The sequence below is a fragment of the Marinobacter sp. UBA3604 genome (assembly GCF_002375325.1).
GTDB lineage: Bacteria > Pseudomonadota > Gammaproteobacteria > Pseudomonadales > Oleiphilaceae > Marinobacter > Marinobacter salarius.
Genome location: NZ_DFMB01000041.1, coordinates 147,360 through 168,287, shown reverse-complemented (window position 1 = coordinate 168,287; position 20,928 = coordinate 147,360). Strand labels below are relative to the sequence as shown.

The following is a 20,928-nucleotide window of genomic DNA, read 5'->3' as shown; positions in this document are numbered from 1 at the left end:
GGTTGTGCCTTTAGTACTCCGGTTCGTCATTTGATTTCCCATTGTCCTTATCTCAACCGCCGAGGATTGAACTCAATCGTAAACTGGCGAAAATACTTTTCAAACGTGTCCCGATCATCGGGAATCGGATAACGATTCAACGACTTAACCGCGCCCAGCGCCGAATTGTCGAATGCCGTGTTGCCACTGGTGGAGACAAGCTTTACCGAGGCAAGTTCACCAGTCGGTAGCAAAGTGATCTGAAGCCGCGCAGTCATCTCCTCGGTTGCCGATGATGGCGGATACCAGGCCTGGCTCAATCGTTCACGAATCAGCGCCTGATATTTCTGGCTTTCCGTCAGCATCTGCGCTTCGCGCGCTTTAGCGGCAGCCGCCTCCCTCTTACGGCGCTCCTCCGCCTCGCGTTCCTGCTGGGCTTCTTCCGCCAGGGCTTCCAGTTGCTGTTCTTTCAGACGCCGCTCACGCTCTTTGCGTTTCCGTTCAGCTTCCTGGCGCTCTCGCTCTTCCCTCGCCTTGCGCTCAGCTTCTTCCTTGCGGCGCTGCTCCTCCGCACGGCGTTTTTCCTCGGCGGCCTTCCGGGCAGCCTCTTCCTGGCGACGCTTTTCTTCCTCGGCCTTTTGACGTTCACGCTCCTTGGCTTCAGCAGCAGCCTTCTGGCGGGCAGCCTCTTCCGCTTTGCGCTGCTGTTCACGTTCGCGCTTCGCCGCCTCTTCCTGGCGCTGCTGTTCCTGCTTGCGCTCTTTCTCCTGCTGGATGCGGCGAGCCTCTTCCCGTTCGCGTTCCTCTTCGGCCTTTCGACGTTCGGCTTCTTCCTTACGCTTCCGCTCTTCCTCCTGCCTGCGTTCTTCATCACGATCCGGTTCATCAACCGGTTCCGTCACCGGGCTGGGTTCGGGCTCGTTCGGGGTGATCAGGCGCGCAGAAATACTGGGCGGCGGCGGATCCTCCGAGGGATTGGTCCACGTCCATCCGGCCAAGGCCACGCCCAGGATCAACCCATGCAGCAGGATTGACAGAGCCACGGGCGACTTCCAGGGCGGCTGGCCCGTGTTGGTTACATCACGCTCATGACCTCTCACAAAAACCTGCCTGCTCTGTACTTACTCATCAATGGATGGCGCTTCGGTGATCAATCCGACATTAGACGCCCCTGCGGCCTGTAACTGAGCCATCAGTCGAACAACGGTACCGTACTCAACATGCTCATCACCCCGAACAAGCACTTCGCGGTCCGTACGCTGGGACAGGATTTTGGCGATCCGGTCGCGAATGTCCGCGAGTGACATCGGGTCACTGCTTTCATCCCCGATATCCATGAAATACGCACCATTGCTGTCGACGGACACCACGATAGATTCCACGTTCTTGTCGGACTGGATCGGCTGCGATGTGGTTTCCGGCAGATCCACTTTTACGCCTTGCGTCAGCATCGGCGCCGTCACCATAAAGATGATCAGCAGCACCAGCATGACGTCGATGTAGGGTACGACGTTGATTTCAGACATCGGCTTGCGACTTCTCGCCGGCATCATTCCCATGCCTTTCATGTTTCTGCTCTCCCGACTGGCTGTCCGTTACTGGCTGCCTTCCTCATGCGGCTGACTGCTCGCTGTTATGCACACGGCGATGGAGGATGCTCGAAAACTCATCGGCAAAGGTTTCATAGTTCTTCAGCAGCGCATCGGAAATAGCGGAGAAACGGTTATAGGCAATCACGGCGGGGATGGCCGCAAACAGGCCCATTGCCGTTGCTATCAATGCCTCGGAAATACCGGGGGCTACCGTGGCGAGGGTCGCCTGCTGAACCTGAGCCAGTCCCCGAAATGAATTCATGATGCCCCAGACCGTGCCAAACAGACCGACATAGGGGCTGGTGGAGCCGACGGTTGCAAGAAACGGCAAGTGCATCTCCAACCGCTCCTGCTCACGGGAAAACGCCACTCGCATCGCACGCTGGGTGCCTTCCATGACGGCATCGGCATCCCGGCTTTGCTGGCGCAGACGGGAAAATTCCTTGAAACCAGCCCGGAACAACGACTCCATGCCGGAGAACGGCGTCGGATTACTGTTCACTTCCCGGTAGAGCTGACCCAGGTCCATTCCGGACCAGAACCGTTCCTCGAACGCATACTGGGCCTGCTTGGCCTTGCGGAACACCTTCAGGCGCTGGAAGATCAGTGCCCAGGAGATAATGGACGCCAGGGCAAGCAACAGCATAACCAGCTGAACCAGCACGCCGGCGTTGGCGATGAGATACCAAACAGAAACTTCTGACTCCACCTTTTACTCCTGGATTATTCCACTTGTGAATTGGTTTTCAGGCTGCTTTCCAGCAACTCCAGCATGTTTACCGGAAGGCGTCTTGGCCGGCCGGAATCCAGTGCTATACAGGCCACACGCACATCCGCCGAGGCCAGTACCTTGTCATCGGAGCGGCGAACAACCTGTTGACGAAAATCCATCCATACACGGCCGAACGCCACTGGCTCCGCGGTCACTCGCAACTCATCGTCGAGCCTGGCCGGAGCACCGTAGTGAATCGACAGGCGCTGGACAACGTAACTGATGTTATCCGCCAGGCCGGCGCGAAGCCCGACACCCTTGTGACGAACCCACTCCGTACGGGCACGCTCCATATAGTGCAGGTACTTCGCGTGGTATACGATACCGCCGGCATCGGTATCCTCGATGTACACGCGAACCGCCAACCCGACCGATGAATCATAACGCTCAGTCAAACAGGTCCTCCCGTTCCGGACCGGATGGCACTACACCAAAATGCTGGTAGGCATTGGACGTCACCATACGCCCACGGGGCGTACGTACCATGAAACCCTGCTGAATCAGGAACGGCTCAAGAACGTCTTCGATAGTGCCTCGTTCTTCACTGATCGCCGCTGCCAGACTTTCGACACCGACCGGGCCACCATCAAACTTTTCAATCATCGCCAAAAGCAGGCGCCGGTCCATGTGATCAAACCCCTGGGCGTCCACTTTCAGCATGTTCAGTGCCTGGTCCGCAATGGACTCACTAATGCTGCCATCCGCTTTTACCTCAGCAAAGTCACGCACTCTGCGTAGCAGGCGGTTGGCAATACGGGGTGTTCCCCGGGAACGACGGGCAATTTCGTAAGCACCGCCGTTGTCGATAGCGACCGATGACAATCGCGCGGAACGGAGAATAATATCCGTCAGATCCTTGGTGTTATAGAACTCAAGACGCTGGACGATGCCGAAACGATCCCGCAGCGGCGACGTCAGAAGCCCGGCGCGTGTCGTCGCACCCACCAGGGTAAAGGGGGGCAGGTCCAGTTTGATGGAGCGGGCCGCCGGGCCCTCTCCAATCATGATATCCAGTTGGTAGTCTTCCATCGCCGGGTAGAGCACTTCTTCCACGGCGGCGCTGAGACGATGAATTTCATCAATGAAGAGGACATCACCCTCTTCGAGGTTGGTCAGCATGGCGGCCAGATCACCGGCTTTTTCCAACACCGGGCCGGATGTGGTCTTAATGGACACACCCATTTCATTGGCAATGATGTTGGCGAGCGTGGTCTTGCCCAGCCCCGGCGGACCAAAGATCAGCACATGATCCAATGCCTCCTGGCGACCTCGCGCGGCGGAAATGAAGATTTCCATCTGCTCCCGCACAGCCGGCTGACCAACATAGTCCGCAAGCACACCGGGACGGATCGCTCGATCCTGCACTTCCTCATATTGTCCGGCCTGGGCTGTAATCAGGCGATCCGATTCAATCATTGAACTACCCGCTCAGAGGAAATAAACAACATGCCTGTACACTCGTATCGGGTTCATTATGCCCCAATTGTACAAACGGCGCTTTTGCTGTCACGTTACGCTCTCTACACATATGGGGCCAGGATGCGATTAATGACACTCTTTTAATCAGCCCGTTACCCATTAGTTGGCAGGAATCATTGCCCGTAGCGCCAACCGAATCAATTCCTGGCTCGACATGTTCTCTTCCGCCACTTTGCTGATCGCCTTGGACGCCTCCTGTGGCTTGTACCCCAGGGCAATCAGTGCGGCTTCCGCCTCTTCCCTGGGGTCATGACCTGCAGCAATGCTCGCGTTGGCTGAGTCGGAGGTAACCGTCGCATTTGGCGACGCTGGCGTGAACTGCCCTTCAAGTTGCCCTATACGATCTGTCATTTCAATAAGCAGGCGTTCGGCGGTTTTCTTGCCAACACCGGGAAGCTTGACCAGGGCATTAGCATCGCGAGCCTCAACGCAGCGGATAAACTGATTCGCATCCAACCCCGACAGAATCCCGGCGGCAAGCTTGGGACCAACCCCATTAACCTTGATCAGCAACCGGAACAGGTCCCGGTCCAGCCGTGAAGAGAAGCCGTAGAGGCTCTGGGCGTCCTCGCGAACAACAAAGTGGGTGTGGAGAACCAGCTCGTCGCCGGTTTCAGGAAGGTTAAAGAAGGTGGTGTAGGGAATATCGACTTCATACCCCAGGCCGGCGCATTCCACCAATGCCTGGGCGGGGGATTTTTCAATCAGGATGCCTCGGATACGACCAATCAACGGGTTTCTCCCTGGACTTCAATGAGTCTGGTTATTGTCTTCGGACCCGGCCACTTCGCACTTTCCCGCCACCTCCGGACGCCAGCCGGGCAACGCTCTGGCTCATGTGGGCGTGGCACAGCGCAATCGCCAGGGCGTCTGCCGCGTCGGCCTGCGGCTTGCGAGACAGGGCCAGCAACACCTGGACCATATGCTGGACCTGGGACTTGTCAGCGCCGCCTTTACCCACCACCGCCTGCTTGACCTGGCGGGCGGAATACTCGTGAACCGGCAAACCGCTGTTGGCGGCCGCTACAATCGCCGCTCCCCTGGCCTGCCCCAACTTCAGCGCTGAATCCGGGTTACGGGCCATGAATACCTGCTCGATGGCGAATTCTTCGGGGCGGTATTCGCCAATGAGCGTTGCCAGACTATGGAAGATGGTTTGCAGGCGTTCCGCCATGGGCTTCTCGCCGACACGGATGCATCCACTGTCAATATATTCGATCACCCGGCCCTCGGCCCGGACAATCCCGTAACCGGTAATGCGTGACCCTGGGTCCACCCCCATGATTATCGACACGTTGCGCCCTTATTGATGGAGTGCCTCCATCACGTCCGCCGATATATCGGCGTTGTGATAAACATTCTGCACATCGTCCAGGTCTTCCAGCATATCGATGAGCTTGAGGATGGGCTCTGCGCCCTCCTCATCCAGCTCTACAGTGGTTGAGGGCACCATAGTGACTTCTGCGTTATCGGGTATCAGGCCAGACTCCACCAGGGACTGTTTAACATCGAGGAACTGATCTGGCACGGTGACTATCTCGAAAGAGCCGTCGCCGAGCGTCGCCAGGTCCTCGGCACCGGCAACCAGGGCCGCTTCCATCAGCCGGTCTTCGTCCATCTCCGGGCTGTAGCTGATAATACCCTGCTTACTGAACAGATACGCTACCGAACCGTCAGTGCCGAGATTGCCACCCATCTTGTTCAGGGCGTGACGAATGTCGGCCACAGTGCGGTTGCGGTTATCCGTCATAACTTCCACAAAGATAGCAACGCCACCGGGACCGTACCCTTCGTAGGTCAGTTCCTCGTAATTGCTGTCGTCACCATCCCCGGCACCCCGCTCAACGGCGCGCTCGATAGTGTCCTTCTTCATGTTGGCGGTCAGGGCCTTGTCGATGACGCCCCGCAATCGCGGATTGTCATCCGGGTTTCCCCCGCCCTGACGGGCCGCCACCGTCAACTCGCGAATGATCTTGGTGAAAATCTTACCGCGTTTGGCGTCCTGAGCCGCTTTACGGTGCTTGATGTTGGCCCATTTACTGTGTCCAGCCATAATCAACTCCGTTCAGTCGCGGAGCACACATAGGGGTGTGCTCCGGCATTGCGTTACTCGCCTGCCTGGGTGTCTTCCTTACTTTCGCCGGCCTTGGCCACGGGCTTGCGGCGGCGGATATGAAGCTCACGCAACTGCTTGTCGTCCACTTCTCCGGGCGCCTGTGTCATCAGGCAGGTGGCGCTCTGGGTTTTCGGGAACGCAATCACATCACGGATGGAGCTGGCACCGGTCATCAGCATGATCAACCGGTCCAGACCAAACGCCAGGCCACCATGGGGAGGGCAACCGTATTTCAGCGCATCCAGCAGGAACCCGAACTTGGCTCGTGCTTCTTCGTGCTCAATACCCAGGGTACGGAACACGCTTTCCTGCATTTTTTCGTCGTGAATACGGATGGAACCGCCACCGAGCTCGGTGCCATTGAGCACCATGTCGTAGGCGCGGGACAATGCCGTCGCCGGTGACGCTTCCAGCTCGTCACCAGAACAGGATGGCGCCGTGAACGGATGGTGAATCGCAGTCAGGCTTCCGTCAGATGTTTCCTCGAACATCGGGAAGTCCACCACCCACATCGGCGCCCACTCGGACGTCAGCATGTTCAGGTCGTGGCCGACCTTGATGCGAAGCGCGCCCAGGGCTTCGTTGACCACGTTGGTCTTATCGGCGCCGAAGAACACGATATCGCCATCTTCCGCACCGGAGCGCTCGATGACAGCCTGCGCAACATCGTCACCCAGGAATTTGATGATCGGCGACTGCAGGCCTTCAACGCCCTTGGAAGTATCATTGACCTTGATGTAGGCCAGCCCCTTGGCACCGTAGATACCCACGTACTTGGTGTAGTCGTCGATCTGTTTGCGGGTCAGCTCGCCGCCCTTCGGAACACGTAGTGCTGCTACGCGGCCCTTGGGGTCATTAGCCGGACCGGCAAACACCTTGAAGTCAACGCCCGCAACCAGATCACCCACGTCAACCAGCTCAAGCGGGATACGCAGGTCCGGCTTGTCGCTGCCATAACGCTGCATTGCCTCGGCGTACGGCATGCGCGGGAATTCAGGCAGATCCACTTCCAGAACATCCTTGAACAGCGAACGAATCATGTTCTCGTTCAGGGTCATCAAGGTCTCCTCGTCGATGAACGAGGCCTCGATGTCAATCTGCGTGAATTCCGGCTGACGGTCGGCACGCAGGTCTTCGTCGCGGAAACACTTGGCGATCTGGTAATAGCGATCCACACCGGACACCATCAGCAATTGCTTGAAAAGCTGCGGGGACTGGGGAAGTGCAAAGAAGGAGCCTTCATGGGTGCGGCTTGGCACCAGGTAGTCACGTGCGCCTTCCGGAGTGGCGCGGGTCAGGATAGGCGTCTCCACATCCATAAAGCCGTTGCTATCCAGAAAGTTGCGAATATAGCTGGTCACCCTGGAACGGAAACGCAGTCGGTTCAGCATTTCCGGGCGACGCAGGTCCACAAAGCGATACTTCAGGCGAACGTCTTCACCGACATCCACATGCTCATCTAGCGGGAACGGAGGCGTTGCAGCGGCATTCAGGATGGATAACTGCTTACCCAGCAGCTCAACCTGCCCCGTCGGCATGTTGGCGTTTTCGGTACCAGCGGGACGACGGCGCACACGGCCGGTCACCTGAATAACGAATTCACTGCGGACCTTCTCCGCCAGATTGAAGCTCTCTGGGGTATCCGGATCGAACACGACCTGGGAAATACCGTCCCGATCGCGAAGGTCCAGAAAGATCACCCCACCGTGATCGCGGCGACGATGAACCCAACCGCAAAGAGTAACTTCCTGATCGATGTGAGATTCGTTGATTCCACCGCAATAATGACTGCGCATACCGGTTCCCGTTGTATCTGATGTGTGCGTAAAAGTTTGCAAAAATGGTTCTGGCGGACCCTACTGCAAAAGCGGCCCATTATAAACACAATGAACGGGAAAATCAGGCTTCCATCACCGTGGGTGACGGTAAAACATTTGGCCGCTAGAATGGGCCGATTTACCGCCTTATGGAGCCGCCCTTGTCAGCCCGAGCCGAACAGAAACTCCGCACTCGCCGTGCCCTGATGGACGCCGCCCTTGCTCAACTCAGTGCGGACCGGGGCTTTGGCAGCCTGAGCCTGCGGGAAGTGGCAAGGGAAGCTGGCATTGCGCCGACATCGTTCTACCGGCACTTTTCCGAGCTTGACGAGCTGGGGCTTGCCCTGGTGGACGAAGGCGGTGTCGCCCTGCGACAACTCATGCGCCAGGCACGCAAGCGAATTGCACGAAACGGCAGCGCCATCAGCACCTCGGTGGACACCTTCATGGAGTATCTTGGCAACAACTCCAATCTGTTTCGTCTGATGCTGAGGGAAAGCACCGGGGTATCAAAACCCTTCCGCACCGCGATCAAAGCTGAAATCGACCACTTTGTGACAGAACTGGCGGCAGATCTGGCCCGTATCGCGGATGAAGAGAAGCGCCCCCTATCCGACTCCAAACTGGTGGCAGACGCCATGGTGACACTGGTGTTCAACCAAGGCGCCGAGGCGCTTGACGCAACACCACCGGAAAAGGAAGCCTTGAAGGACAAACTGAAAACCGAGCTCAGGATGATCCTCGTTGGATCACGCACCATCGCCCGGCACAAACGCTAAGCCACCCGGCTTTGCCGGGAGAGATTACTACGCCACTATTTGCGAGAGCCGACCCAGCAACGGCTTCAGCTGTTCGCTTATTCTTGCCAGGTCGCTGACACTGTAGGGCTTTGGCGGAAGTTTGCCCCAGACCGGGCCCGGCCAGGCAGAGTCGCCTTCAAAACGCACGATATGATGAAGGTGAAGTTGCGGCACCATGTTACCCAACGCCGCAACATTGAGCTTATCCCCACCGAACAATTCCATCATGCCCTCCCCAAGAAGGGACGATTCCGCCAGCAGCTGCCGCTGTTGCTCCGGAGCCAGCTGATAGATCTCCCGCACGCCATCAACCCTGGGCACCAGAAGGATCCAGGGCCAGTTGCTGTCGTTCATCAGCCGAATTTCACACAGCTTGCTCTGTCCGAGGCTGACTGTGTCAGCTTCCAGACGCTCGTGCAGGACAAACGGCGACTCCGCCCCACTCATATTAACCTCCGTGGAACTGGTTCCGGCCACGGCCAATGGCGTAGTAGATCATACCGTGGCGCTCAAGCATTTCAGGTTCGTACAGGTTGCGCCCGTCAAACACGACAGGCTCCTTCAGGTTTGCGGCTATGGCTTCGAAATCCGGAGAGCGGAACTCCTTCCACTCGGTACAGATGGCCAGCACATCGGCCCCTTTCAGCGCCTGCTCCTTGGTGCCGCACAGGGTTAACCCTGGCTGATCGCCAAAGATACGCTGGGTCTCTTCCATGGCTTCCGGGTCAAAGGCCTGCACGCTCGCTCCGGCCTTCCAGAGGTCCTGCATCAGGGCTCGGGACGATGCTTCACGCATATCGTCGGTGTTGGGCTTGAATGCCAACCCCCAGATCGCGACGACCTTGCCCTTCAGGTTGCCACCGAAGTAATGACTGATCTTGTCGAACAACACGTGCTTCTGGGCATTGTTCACGGCTTCCACGGCGTTCAACAGGCGGGAGTCGTAGTCACAATCCCTGGCTGTGCGGGTCAATGCCTGCACATCTTTCGGGAAACAGGAGCCGCCGTAACCGCAACCCGGGTAAATAAAGTGGTAGCCGATGCGAGGGTCGGAACCAATGCCACGACGCACATTTTCTATATCGGCCCCCAAACGCTCCGCCAGGTTGGCTATTTCATTCATGAAACTGATCTTGGTGGCCAGCATGGAGTTGGCTGCGTACTTGGTCAGTTCCGCAGACCGGATGTCCATGAAAATCATGCGGTCGTGGCTACGATTGAACGGGTAGTAGACCTCATGCAGCAACTCTTTGGCCCGCTCACTGTCGGTGCCAACGATAATGCGGTCGGGCTTCATGAAATCGGTAATGGCCGCGCCTTCCTTAAGAAACTCAGGGTTGGACACTACATCGAAGTCCGGCTCCAGCCCGCGCTTGTCCAGCTCGGAGCGCACCGCAGCCTTAACCCTGTCCCCAGTACCAACCGGCACGGTGGACTTGTCCACCACCACCTTGTAGTCATCCATATACTGGCCAATGGAGCGCGCCACGGCGGTCACATACTGCAGGTCGGCGGAACCGTCTTCATCAGGCGGTGTACCCACTGCAATGAACTGCAGAGACCCATGGGCCACGGCTTCTTGGGTATCGGTGGTGAACGCCAGGCGGCCCGCCTCGACCGTATGCTTTACGATGGACTCGAGGCCAGGCTCATAAATAGGTATATGGCCGTCCCTAAGCTTATCAATCTTGCCCTGATCCACATCCATACACAGAACGTGATGACCCACATCGGCCAGACAGGCACCCGTGACAAGACCAACGTAACCTGTGCCAAAAATAGTAATTTTCATCCTTTAAAACCCTGATGTCTGCAATTTATGGTTGGTATTCGATGTGCGGCCTCTCAGCCCTGCTTATCCTGCCAGATCTTTTCCCAGGCCAGGGCTGTGCCGACGATGGTATCCAGGTCGTCGTAATCCGGCTGCCAGCCCAGTACCTTTTTGATTCGCGAGTTGTCAGCCATCAGCGCGGCTGGGTCCCCTGCCCGACGGCCGGTTTCCTGCACCGGAAAGTCGTTGCCTGACTGGCGCTTGACCACATCAATAACTTCGCGGACGGTAAACCCACGCCCGTAGCCACAGTTCAGCACCCGTGACTCACCTCCACCGGCCATATACTCCAACGCCATCACATGAGCCTTGGCCAGGTCTTCCACGTGGATGTAGTCGCGGATGCAGGTACCGTCACGGGTGTCGTAGTCGGTGCCAAACACGCTCATGCCATCGCGCTTGCCCGTCACACACTCACACGCAACCTTGATCAGGTGCGTAGCTTCAGGCGTTGCCTGACCCAGCAAACCGTCCGGATTGGCCCCAGCTACGTTGAAGTAACGCAGGATCACGTAATTGAGGGATGACGCGGCAGCCAGATCCATGATCATCCGCTCGCTCATCATCTTTGAGGCGCCATAGGGATTGATCGGCGCCAGCGGAAGATCTTCCGTCAGTACGGTTTCCTCTGGCATGCCATAAACGGCAGCCGTCGACGAAAACACCATGTAAGGTACCTGGTGTTCTTCTACTGCCTTCAGCAAATTCAGCGTGTTACGGGTATTGTTGCTGTAGTACTTGAGGGGGTTCTCGACCGATTCCGGCACCACGATATTGGCGGCGAAATGCAGCACGGCTTCAAAGCGGTGCTGGCTGAAAAGGTCCGCAATGGCCTGTTCATCGGAGAGGTCTCCGATCACAAGCTCACCACAGGTGACCGCCCAACGGTATCCGGTGGACAGGTTATCGAAAACAACAATGTCGTGTCCGGCTTCGCCCAGTTGCCTTACGACATGACTACCTATATACCCGGCTCCGCCGGTTACCAGAACTTTCATGATCGATCGTCACTCCTTCCCTGAAAACAGTTGCCTCCGGCGGCGGATGTCGGCCCGCCGACGCGTGAAGAATTCGCTGATAACATGGCTGCACTGATCCGCCAGAACACCTCCGACAGACTCAACACGCCAGTTGAGATGTGGCTCGTTCAGTGTTTGCCGAGCCGACGCCACGGCACCCGCCTTCGGTTCCGCCGCACCGTACACCAAACGACTGATGCGGCTGTGCACAATGGCGCCCACACACATAGTGCACGGCTCAAGGGTGACGTAAAGCGTGGCACCCGGCAACCGGTAATTGCCCACTCGCGCAGCGGCGTCCCGCAGCGCTCGAATTTCAGCATGAGCCGTGGGGTCGCAACCACTGATCGGCGCGTTAAAACCGGCGCCGATTTCCTTTCCGTCCAGTACCACTACCGCACCGACCGGCACCTCCCCGGCGGTACCCGCCTGCCCTGCCAGTTGCAGGGCGCGACTCATCCAGACTTCATCTTCCGCGTTGCCAGCCATCGCTTCCAGCCCGGCCACAGAGCCCGCTTACTCCCACTCGATGGTTGCCGGCGGTTTGGAGGAAACGTCGTAGGTTACCCGGGACACACCTTCAATTTCATTGATGATGCGATTGGATACCGTTTCCAGCAGATCGTACGGCAGGTGTGCCCAACGGGCGGTCATGAAATCGATGGTTTCCACTGCGCGCAATGCCACCACGTATTCATAGCGTCGGGCATCACCTACCACTCCAACCGATTTGACGGGCAGGAAGACCGCAAATGCCTGACTGGTTTTGTGGTAAAAGTCAGCACGGTGCAACTCTTCCAGGAAAATAGCATCAGCCCGACGGAGGATTTCGGCGTATTCCTTCTTCACTTCACCCAGAATCCGCACGCCCAGGCCGGGCCCGGGGAATGGGTGGCGATACACCATGTCGTAAGGCAGTCCAAGCTCCAGGCCAATACGGCGAACCTCGTCCTTGAACAGTTCCCGCAGCGGCTCCACCAGCTTCATTTTCATGGTTTCCGGCAGACCACCCACATTATGGTGGGATTTAATAACATGGGCTTTACCGGTCTTGGAGGCTGCGGATTCAATGACATCCGGGTAGATGGTGCCTTGGGCCAGCCAGTTCACATCGCGGATGTTGGCGGCTTCTTCGTCGAACACATCAATGAAGGTGTTGCCAATGATCTTGCGCTTCTGCTCAGGATCATCAACACCCTTGAGCTTGGACAGGAACAGGTCTTCGGCATCAACGCGAATAACCTTCACACCCATGTTGCTGGCGAACATATCCATCACCTGATCGCCTTCGTTCAGGCGTAACAGGCCGTTGTCCACGAACACACAGGTCAACTGGTCGCCGATGGCTTTGTGAAGCAGCGCAGCGGTAACGGAAGAATCCACACCACCAGACAGACCCAGAAGCACCTTGCCACTGCCCACCTGGTTACGGATCTGTTCCACCGCATCGTCAACAATCTTGGCTGGCGTCCACAGAGCCTCGCACTGGCAGATGTTGAGAATGAAGTGCTCCAGGATGCGCTTGCCCTGCAGGGTATGGGTCACTTCCGGGTGGAACTGGACGCCGTAGAGGTTACGCGACGTATCCTGCATGGCCGAAATCGGCGCACTCTCCGTTGATGCCAGCAGTTCGAAGCCCTCTGGCATCACCACAACCTTGTCGCCATGGCTCATCCACACATCCAGCAAAGACTCGCCGGTTGCCGTGAGATGGTCTGTAATATCTTTCAGCAAAGGCCCCTTGGCCCGCACTTTGACCTGGGCATAGCCAAATTCCCGCTTCTCGGAACTGGCAACACGACCGCCCAGCTGCTCGGCCATGGTCTGCATGCCATAACAAATGCCCAAAACCGGAATCCCTTTTTCGAACAGGCCTTCCGGCGCACGAGGGCCACCCAGTTGAGTCACGGACTCGGGGCCGCCCGCGAGAATGATACCTTTGGGATTGAACTCTTTCAGTTCCTCATCGGTAATATCAAAGGCCTTGATCTCACAATAGACCCCAATTTCCCGAACGCGGCGCGCGATGAGCTGGGTGTACTGGGAACCGAAATCGAGAATCAGAATACGGTGGTCGTGGATGTTATGGGCCATGAAATCCTCGGAGCAGAAAGAAAAAACGCGGCTCACTGGGTGAGCCGCGCCCGAATCGACAGTGGTCAGCCGATACGGTAGTTAGGGGCTTCTTTGGTGATGGTCACGTCGTGGACATGACTCTCACGCATGCCCGCATTGGTGATGCGGACGAACTCAGGCTTGGTGCGCATTTCTTCCATGGTGGCACTGCCGGTATAACCCATGGAAGCCCGCAGGCCGCCCATCAACTGGTGCACAATGTTCCGCATCGGGCCCTTGCAGGCAACGCGGCCTTCAATGCCTTCCGGCACCAGCTTCTCAATGCCTTTACTGGCGTCCTGGAAGTAACGGTCACTGGACCCCTGCCCCATGGCTCCAATGGAACCCATGCCGCGGTAGGCTTTATAGCTACGGCCCTGATACAGCTCAACCTCGCCCGGGGCTTCGTCAGTACCGGCCAGCAGGCTGCCGATCATGACACTGTAGGCTCCGGCTGCAATGGCCTTGGAAATATCGCCAGAGAAGCGAACGCCACCATCCGCGATCACGGGCACGCCACGGTCTTTCAAGGCGGCGGCCACATTGGACACTGCTGTGATCTGTGGCACGCCAATGCCGGCCACAATACGGGTCGTGCAGATGGAACCGGGACCGATACCTACCTTGACCGCGTCTGCACCAGCGTCGGCCAGATCGATTGCAGCATCAGACGTAGCAATGTTGCCGCCGATCACCTGAACTTCCGGGAAATGTTCTTTAATCCAGCGAACCCGGTCGAGCACGCCCTTGGAATGGCCATGGGCCGTATCCACTACGATCACGTCAACTCCGGCCTCAACCAGCGCGGCTACACGTGCATCTGTATCTGCACCGGTGCCAACGGCAGCGCCAGCTCGAAGACGGCCCTGCTCGTCCTTGCAAGCGAGCGGATAGTCCTTCGCCTTCTGGATATCCTTGACGGTAATCAGCCCGCGCAATTCAAAGTCGTCATTCACGACCAGGACTTTTTCAATGCGGTGACGATGCAACAGCTCTTTCACGTCGTCCAGGTTGGCACCCTCTTTCACCGTCACCAACTTGTCCTTGGCGGTCATGATTTCCGAGACAGGCGTGTCCAGGCGGCTTTCAAAGCGAATATCACGACCGGTGACGATACCAACGAGATCGACACCGTCCACCACCGGCAGCCCCGAAATGTTGTTGGCCATGGTAATGTCCACGAGTTCGCGAACCGTAGTGTCCGGCGTCACCGTGATAGGATCCTTCACGACGCCGCTTTCGAACTTCTTGACCTTGCGGACGGCCGCGGCCTGCTGCTCAACAGACATGCTCTTGTGCATGATGCCGATGCCACCTTCCTGGGCCATGGAAATGGCCAGATCAGCTTCGGTCACGGTATCCATAGCCGCTGATACCAGCGGAATATTCAGGGTGATACCTTTAGTCAGCTGGGTTTGCAGGCTGACCTGGTGAGGAAGAACCTCTGAGCGTCCTGGAACGAGCAGTACATCGTCAAAGGTGAGGGCTTCTTCGGCAATTCGCAGCATTGGGATCCGCCTTTTGAACATGCTAGATTGGAGAATTCTGACACCACACCCCGCAGGCTGTGGCAGTACAAAATTCTTAATCGACCTATTATAAATGGGCCTTGGTTGACAGTAAACCGGGGCTGACTACCTATTGGGTTGCATCTTTTTGAATTTTCGCTATTTTTACTCTCCAATTTTCGGCTTTTGCGTATACAGCAACCCCACAGAAACGAAGGAGCACCCCCTTTGGACAGCGGTTTCCAGGATTCCCGGCCCCGAGCGCTGAGTGTCAGCGAGCTCAATCACCAGGCCCGCCACCTGCTGGAAGCCAGCTTCATGCAGGTTTGGGTTGAGGGTGAATTGTCCGGATTCTCCCGCCCCTCTTCTGGCCATTGGTATTTTTCCCTGAAAGATCGCAAATGCCAGATCCGCTGCGCCATGTTCCGGGGCTTCAACCAGCGGGTGAAAGAAATTCCGAAGGAAGGCGAGCAGGTTCGCATCCGCGGCAAGGTAACGCTTTACGAGAACCGGGGCGATTTCCAGATCATTGTCGAGCATGTCGAGCCAGCGGGACTCGGCGCGTTGCAGCAGGCCTATGAGGAGCTCAAACGCAAGCTGCAGATGGAGGGTCTGTTCGATGCAGCCCGCAAAAAACCGCTGCCATCAACCCCTCGCCACATTGGGGTTGTGACATCGCCCACCGGCGCCGCCATTCACGATATCCTGACCGTACTTGCCAGACGATGCCCGGCCATTCCCGTCACCCTTTACCCCACCGCTGTCCAGGGGCAGGCAGCAACAGCTGACATTGTCCGTGCCATTGACCGGGCAGCCCGACACGGACTCGCCGATGTGCTGATTATTGGTCGCGGTGGTGGCTCACTGGAAGATCTTTGGTGTTTCAACGAGGAAGCCGTCGCCCGCGCTATAGCAGCATGCCCCCTGCCAACGGTCAGTGCGGTTGGCCACGAAGTGGACGTAACCATTGCCGACTTTGTCGCCGACCTGCGGGCACCCACACCGTCCGCCGCTGCGGAAAAAATATCACCCGATCAGCAGGACTGGCTGCGACAGCTCAAGGAACGGGAACATCGACTCGCCGGCGCCGCCAGCCGAGCCCTCAAACGCATGGGGACTCAGCTGGCGCATCTTTCCGCCAGGCTCAGGGATCCTCGGCGTGAACTGATGGAAAAAGCCCAGCGCATGGACGACCTCGACCTGCGGCTGGGCAAGGCCATGCGTCAACGCATGGAGCGGGAAAAGGTACGCGCTGAGCACCTTGGCCAGCGCCTGAGAATGCAGTCTCCCGCAAAACGGCTCGACGACAACCGCAGGAGCGTCAGCCAGCTGTCCGAACGACTGACCCGCTTGGCTCGCCAGTCCGTCGTCCAACGCCAGGAGCGCCTTGAGCATCTGGCTCAAACACTGAATGTGGTCAGCCCGCTGGCGACGCTGGGGCGGGGGTACGCCATCGTCCAGCAGGAAAACGGGGATATAGTTCGCCAGGCCAGTGAACTCGCGCCCGGCGACAGGATCACCGCCCGTGTTGCCAGCGGCCACGTTGAAGCGAACGTGACCGCGGTCAATTCAGGAAACCAATAACTTTCAAAAAGACAGAAACTTAGCCTATGGTCTAGTAGTCCTATACCTCAAAGCGCCTAAAGTTGTGGGTATTACAAAACACAACAACAACAGTGATGCGAGGTGGATGTTATGGACTACCACTCCGAGTTCAGGCAATCAATCGACCAGCCTGACGCCTTCTGGCGCGAGAAAGCGTCTGCCATTGACTGGATGGAGCCCCCGAAAACCATCTGGCAGCCCACAGATAACGGACATGGGGAGTGGTTTCCCGATGGCGTCCTTAACACCTCCGACATAGCACTGGATGCCAACATCCGGGCCGGGCGCGGCGAACAGAAAGCCCTGATTTACGATTCTCCGGTCACCGGCACCACCCGCTCATACACCTACAATGAGCTCACCCGTGCGGTGGCAACCTTCGCCGGTGCCCTCCAGGACAGAGGCATCACCAAGGGTGACCGGGTGATTCTCTACATGCCCATGATTCCGGAAGCCGTCATTGCCATGCTGGGATGCGCCCGGATTGGCGCCATTCATTCCGTGGTCTTTGGCGGTTTCGCATCCAATGAACTGGCGGTGCGCATCGATGATGCCAAGCCCAAGGCCGTCATCACAGCCTCCTGCGGCATCGAAGTCAGCAAGGTCATCGAATACAAGCCCTTGGTGGACAAAGCCATCGATCAGGCGGACCACAAGCCCGAGTGTTGCATTGTGTTTCAGCGCCCGCAGGCTAAGGCCACGCTTCAGGAAGGTCGCGATTTCGACTGGGGTGAAATGGTTAGCCGGGCCCGGGCGGTAGATCCGGTGCCTGTCAGGGCCACCGACCCGCTTTATATCCTCTACACGTCCGGAACCACCGGTAAACCCAAGGGCGTTGTGCGCGACAACGGCGGCCATGCCGTCGCTCTTCGCTACAGCATGCACCTGGTTTACGACGCCAGCCCGGGAGATGTCTACTGGGCCGCATCGGACGTTGGCTGGGTGGTCGGGCACAGCTATATCGTCTATGCCCCCTTGTTTGCAGGCTGCACCACCATTCTTTACGAGGGCAAGCCGGTCAAAACTCCAGATGCCGGCGCCTTCTGGCGCGTGGTCCAGGACCACGGCGTGAATCTGTTGTTCACGGCACCGACCGCCTTCCGGGCGGTCCGCAAGGAAGACCCTGAGGCTGATCAGCTGTCCCGCTACGACATCAGTTCCCTGAAGCGCCTCTTCCTGGCCGGCGAACGACTGGACCCACCCACCTACGAATGGCTGAAGGAACATACCCGCCTGCCAATACTGGACCATTGGTGGCAAACCGAAACCGGCTGGGCAATCTGCTGTAACCCGGTGGGCATCGAGATGATGACGACGAAACCCGGCTCCGCCACGCTTCCGTCCCCCGGATTCAACGTTCAGGTGGTGGACATGGAGGGCCATCAGGTGCCCGCCGGCGAACAGGGCCAGATTGCCGTTAAGCTGCCATTGCCTCCGGGCTGCATGTCCACGGTCTGGAGTGACGACGCCCGATTCCGTAACACTTATCTTGCCCCCATCGAAGGTTTCTACAGTTCCGGTGATGGAGGATTTGTTGATGAAGACGGCTATGTGTTCGTGATGGGGAGAACGGACGACGTTATCAACGTCGCGGGCCACCGGTTGTCCACCGGAGAGATGGAGGAAGTGGTGGCGGCCCACCCGGCCATCGCGGAATGCTGCGTGGTCGGTGCTCACGACGACATGAGAGGCCAGGTGCCCGTGGGGCTCGTACTGATCAAGGACGGCGCAACCATCGACCACGACGAACTTGAAGAAGAGCTGGTTGAGATGGTGCGCGAAAAAATCGGCGCTATTGCCTGCTTCCGCAAGGCGCTGGTCGTGGAACGACTCCCCAAAACCCGGTCCGGCAAGATCCTGCGTCGGGTGATCCGCCAGATCGCCGATGGCGAGGACTATGCAGTACCGAGCACGATCGACGATCCTGCTATACTGGAAGAGATCAGCGAGCAATTCAAAGGCTGACCACCGGACCCGTCACCAATCGGAACCTGCGCCACAGCGGTGCGTCCGTTTGGTGACGAGTTTATGACAACTCGTTGTTTTTGCGGTTTAAAAAACTTAGATAAAGTGCTAGAAAAAGCGTTGACGCCTTCCCAACTCGGTCTATACTGAAATTGCTGTGAAAATACAGCGGTATTTGGTGAATGCGTTTCAACGTCCTGCCGCAGTGCTCTTCGTTGCCCCTTTCCTCAGTACTTTCTGAATTTTTACAGCGCCGGTATTCCGACTGGATACCGATGGTCCCGTGAGGGCAAAATTTCAGAAATACAGGAAAGATCAATGTCAGATACAAAAACAGGCCACGTAAAGTGGTTTAACGAGTCCAAGGGCTTTGGCTTTATCGCCCAGGACGGTGGCAGTGACGTTTTCGTTCACTATAGTGCAATCAACGCAAGCGGCTTCCGCACCCTGACCGAAGGTCAACAGGTGCAGTTTACCGTGACTCAGGGCCCGAAAGGTCCCCAGGCGGAAAACGTAACCCCGGTCTGAGGTTACGCGACCCCGCCCTATGCCCCTCACGGGCACAGGGAATCCGAAAGAGCCGGCATTCGCCGGCTCTTTCTTTTTCAGGCACCCGCTTCCGCCGACGCCTTATTGGCGGCCCCATCCCGACGACCAGCCTCAACCACCTGGGAAATCGCTGAAAACAGCGCCTGCAAGGTAGCCGAAGTCGTATCTTCGGCCAGAGCGGCCGCACTGCAATGCTGTCCGTCCACAGTCACACGGATACAGGCCAGTGCATTGGCGTTGGTACCTTCACCCAATGCAAATTCATCGTAGGCTTCCACCGCCAGGGTTACGTCGTACTCCGCCTCCAGCGCCGCCGATACGGCCTCAACCGCTCCAAGGCCATGACCTTTGAGAGTGATCGGGCCGGTTTCAGCGCCAATACTCACGACGGCATTGACGCCCTCATCATCCCGGTGAAGGTCATAGGATCTCAACTCCCAGGCTTTGGCCACCTTCAGGTAACGATCTTCGAACAACCGATGAATCGTCAGTGAGTCAATCTCGCCGCCATTGGTTTCGGCCTCGCGCTGCACCAGCTTACTGAACTCGATCTGCAACCACCGTGGCAGGCTGATGTTGTAATCGCGCTCCAGGACATAAGCCACCCCGCCCTTGCCAGACTGGCTGTTGATGCGAACCACTTCCTCATAACGGCGACCGAGGTCGTGAGGATCGATGGGCAGGTACGCCACATGCCAGCTTTCGCCTTCAGTGCGGCGAGCCAGGCATTTACGGATGGCATCCTGGTGGCTGCCCGAGAAGGCTGTAAACACAAGCTCACCGGCATAGGGGTGGCGGGGATGGGTGGAAATCTCGGTACAGGCTTCAACCACATCGGTAATCTCGGCCATTCCAGACAGGTCCAGCGTCGGATCCACGCCCTGGGAGTAAAGATTCATCGCCATGGTGACCAGGTCCATGTTGCCGGTACGCTCACCATTGCCCATCAGCGTGCCTTCCACCCGGTCAGCGCCGGCCATCACCGCCAGCTCCGCCGCCGCTACAGCACAGCCACGGTCGTTGTGGGTATGGACGCTGATACTGATGTGCTCGCGATACCGAACGTGATCGCAGATCCACTCGATCTGATCGGCAAATACATTGGGGGTCGCCATTTCCACGGTGGCTGGCAGGTTGATCACCACCGGCTGGCCCTGATCCGGGCGCCAGACGTCGTTTACTGCATCGATCACGTCCGCGGCGTATTCCAGTTCCGTTCCGGTAAAGCTCTCCGGCGAATACTGGAAGGTCCATTCGGTATCCGGGTACTTGGCGGCGTTAGCCTTGACAATGCGGGCACCATTGACCGCAATATCTTTCACGCCTTCGCGGTCCATGCCGAAGACCTGTTCCCGTTGAACCGTCGACGTCGAGTTGTACACATGTACGATAGCCTTGCGAGCCCCCTTAAGGGCATCGTAGGTGCGCTCAATCAGCTCCGGCCGCGCCTGGGTCAGCACCTGAATGTGCACATCATCGGGAATGCGATCTTCTTCAATAAGTTTGCGACAAAAATCAAAATCCGGTTGGCTCGCTGCAGGAAAGCCAATCTCGATTTCCTTGAACCCCAGCTTTACCAGCAAATCAAACATCCGCTGCTTCTGCGCTACCGACATCGGCTTTACCAGTGCCTGGTTGCCATCCCGCAGATCCACCGCACAAAAACGGGGAGCGGTGGTGATGACTTTGTCCGGCCAGCGACGATCGGTTTTCGCCACCGGCGTAAACGCAACGTATTTACGATGATCAAATGCCATTGGGGTGATTCCTTGCTGTTCTCA

General features: G+C 57.6%; 20 protein-coding genes. 4 read left to right on the top strand and 16 right to left on the bottom strand.

Annotated elements, in window-relative coordinates; translation table 11 throughout:
- Nucleotides 1-47: 47 nt before the first annotated feature.
- The 9 genes from tolA to aspS form a co-directional block, all read right to left on the bottom strand.
- The gene (tolA, locus tag B2590_RS12525; RefSeq protein WP_036205360.1) at nt 48-1,022 is read right to left on the bottom strand and encodes a cell envelope integrity protein TolA; all 975 of its coding nucleotides are present in this window, start codon (nt 1,020-1,022) and stop codon (nt 48-50) included.
- A gap of 78 nt (nt 1,023-1,100) precedes the next feature.
- A complete protein-coding gene (tolR, locus tag B2590_RS12520) occupies nt 1,101-1,547 on the bottom strand; it encodes a protein TolR (RefSeq protein ID WP_036205359.1) in 447 nt (148 codons plus the stop codon).
- A 43-nt stretch (nt 1,548-1,590) separates the two neighbouring features.
- Entirely contained in the window at nt 1,591-2,280 is a 690-nt protein-coding gene (tolQ, locus tag B2590_RS12515; RefSeq protein ID WP_007152467.1) for a protein TolQ, read from the bottom strand.
- A gap of 14 nt (nt 2,281-2,294) precedes the next feature.
- Nucleotides 2,295-2,738 (bottom strand): tol-pal system-associated acyl-CoA thioesterase, encoded by a 444-nt coding sequence (gene ybgC, locus B2590_RS12510; RefSeq protein ID WP_036205357.1) that lies wholly within the window; start codon nt 2,736-2,738, stop codon nt 2,295-2,297.
- A complete protein-coding gene (gene ruvB / locus B2590_RS12505; protein ID WP_036205355.1) occupies nt 2,731-3,759 on the bottom strand; it encodes a Holliday junction branch migration DNA helicase RuvB in 1,029 nt (342 codons plus the stop codon). The genes ybgC and ruvB overlap by 8 nt, the downstream gene beginning before the upstream one ends.
- A 162-nt stretch (nt 3,760-3,921) precedes the next feature.
- On the bottom strand, nt 3,922-4,554 hold the full coding sequence (ruvA, locus tag B2590_RS12500; RefSeq protein WP_075196204.1) for a Holliday junction branch migration protein RuvA: 633 nt from the start codon (nt 4,552-4,554) through the stop codon (nt 3,922-3,924).
- A 31-nt stretch (nt 4,555-4,585) separates the two neighbouring features.
- A complete protein-coding gene (gene ruvC, locus B2590_RS12495) occupies nt 4,586-5,116 on the bottom strand; it encodes a crossover junction endodeoxyribonuclease RuvC (RefSeq protein WP_075196205.1) in 531 nt (176 codons plus the stop codon).
- A gap of 9 nt (nt 5,117-5,125) precedes the next feature.
- Nucleotides 5,126-5,875 (bottom strand): YebC/PmpR family DNA-binding transcriptional regulator, encoded by a 750-nt coding sequence (locus tag B2590_RS12490; protein WP_036205347.1) that lies wholly within the window; start codon nt 5,873-5,875, stop codon nt 5,126-5,128.
- A 53-nt stretch (nt 5,876-5,928) separates the two neighbouring features.
- Nucleotides 5,929-7,734, bottom strand: coding sequence for an aspartate--tRNA ligase (gene aspS / locus B2590_RS12485; protein WP_036205346.1), 1,806 nt, complete (start codon nt 7,732-7,734; stop codon nt 5,929-5,931).
- A gap of 182 nt (nt 7,735-7,916) precedes the next feature.
- Here aspS and fabR point away from each other — a divergent pair, with 182 nt between their 5' ends.
- Nucleotides 7,917-8,534 carry an HTH-type transcriptional repressor FabR gene (fabR, locus tag B2590_RS12480; RefSeq protein WP_036205344.1) on the top strand — a complete coding sequence of 206 codons (618 nt, stop codon included), beginning with the start codon at nt 7,917-7,919 and terminating at the stop codon, nt 8,532-8,534.
- Nucleotides 8,535-8,561: 27 nt separating this feature from the next.
- Here the strand turns inward: fabR and B2590_RS12475 are convergent, their stop codons facing one another.
- From B2590_RS12475 to guaB, 6 genes are all read right to left on the bottom strand, one after another.
- Nucleotides 8,562-9,002: an HIT domain-containing protein gene (locus B2590_RS12475; RefSeq protein WP_269399940.1), complete on the bottom strand. Its 441-nt coding sequence runs from the start codon at nt 9,000-9,002 to the stop codon at nt 8,562-8,564.
- Nucleotide 9,003: 1 nt separating this feature from the next.
- The gene (locus tag B2590_RS12470; RefSeq protein WP_286810319.1) at nt 9,004-10,347 is read right to left on the bottom strand and encodes a UDP-glucose dehydrogenase family protein; all 1,344 of its coding nucleotides are present in this window, start codon (nt 10,345-10,347) and stop codon (nt 9,004-9,006) included.
- A gap of 53 nt (nt 10,348-10,400) precedes the next feature.
- Nucleotides 10,401-11,384: a UDP-glucose 4-epimerase GalE gene (galE, locus tag B2590_RS12465; RefSeq protein ID WP_269399942.1), complete on the bottom strand. Its 984-nt coding sequence runs from the start codon at nt 11,382-11,384 to the stop codon at nt 10,401-10,403.
- Nucleotides 11,385-11,393: 9 nt separating this feature from the next.
- Complete coding sequence (tadA, locus tag B2590_RS12460; RefSeq protein WP_286810333.1) at nt 11,394-11,894, bottom strand: tRNA adenosine(34) deaminase TadA; 501 nt, start codon at nt 11,892-11,894, stop codon at nt 11,394-11,396.
- Between the two features lie 27 nt (nt 11,895-11,921).
- A complete protein-coding gene (gene guaA, locus B2590_RS12455; RefSeq protein ID WP_036205338.1) occupies nt 11,922-13,499 on the bottom strand; it encodes a glutamine-hydrolyzing GMP synthase in 1,578 nt (525 codons plus the stop codon).
- A gap of 65 nt (nt 13,500-13,564) precedes the next feature.
- Entirely contained in the window at nt 13,565-15,028 is a 1,464-nt protein-coding gene (guaB, locus tag B2590_RS12450; RefSeq protein WP_007152454.1) for an IMP dehydrogenase, read from the bottom strand.
- A gap of 228 nt (nt 15,029-15,256) precedes the next feature.
- On the opposite strand from guaB, the gene xseA reads away from it, so the two are divergent.
- From xseA to B2590_RS12435, 3 genes are all read left to right on the top strand, one after another.
- On the top strand, nt 15,257-16,612 hold the full coding sequence (gene xseA, locus B2590_RS12445; RefSeq protein WP_091641318.1) for an exodeoxyribonuclease VII large subunit: 1,356 nt from the start codon (nt 15,257-15,259) through the stop codon (nt 16,610-16,612).
- A 111-nt stretch (nt 16,613-16,723) separates the two neighbouring features.
- Nucleotides 16,724-18,598, top strand: a complete 1,875-nt coding sequence (locus tag B2590_RS12440) for a propionyl-CoA synthetase (RefSeq protein WP_286810321.1) — start codon at nt 16,724-16,726, stop codon at nt 18,596-18,598.
- A gap of 318 nt (nt 18,599-18,916) precedes the next feature.
- On the top strand, nt 18,917-19,126 hold the full coding sequence (locus B2590_RS12435) for a cold-shock protein (protein ID WP_008169155.1): 210 nt from the start codon (nt 18,917-18,919) through the stop codon (nt 19,124-19,126).
- Nucleotides 19,127-19,203: 77 nt separating this feature from the next.
- Here B2590_RS12435 and leuA read toward each other — a convergent pair whose 3' ends face one another.
- Entirely contained in the window at nt 19,204-20,904 is a 1,701-nt protein-coding gene (gene leuA / locus B2590_RS12430; RefSeq protein WP_286810322.1) for a 2-isopropylmalate synthase, read from the bottom strand.
- Between the last annotated feature and the right edge of the window lie 24 nt (nt 20,905-20,928).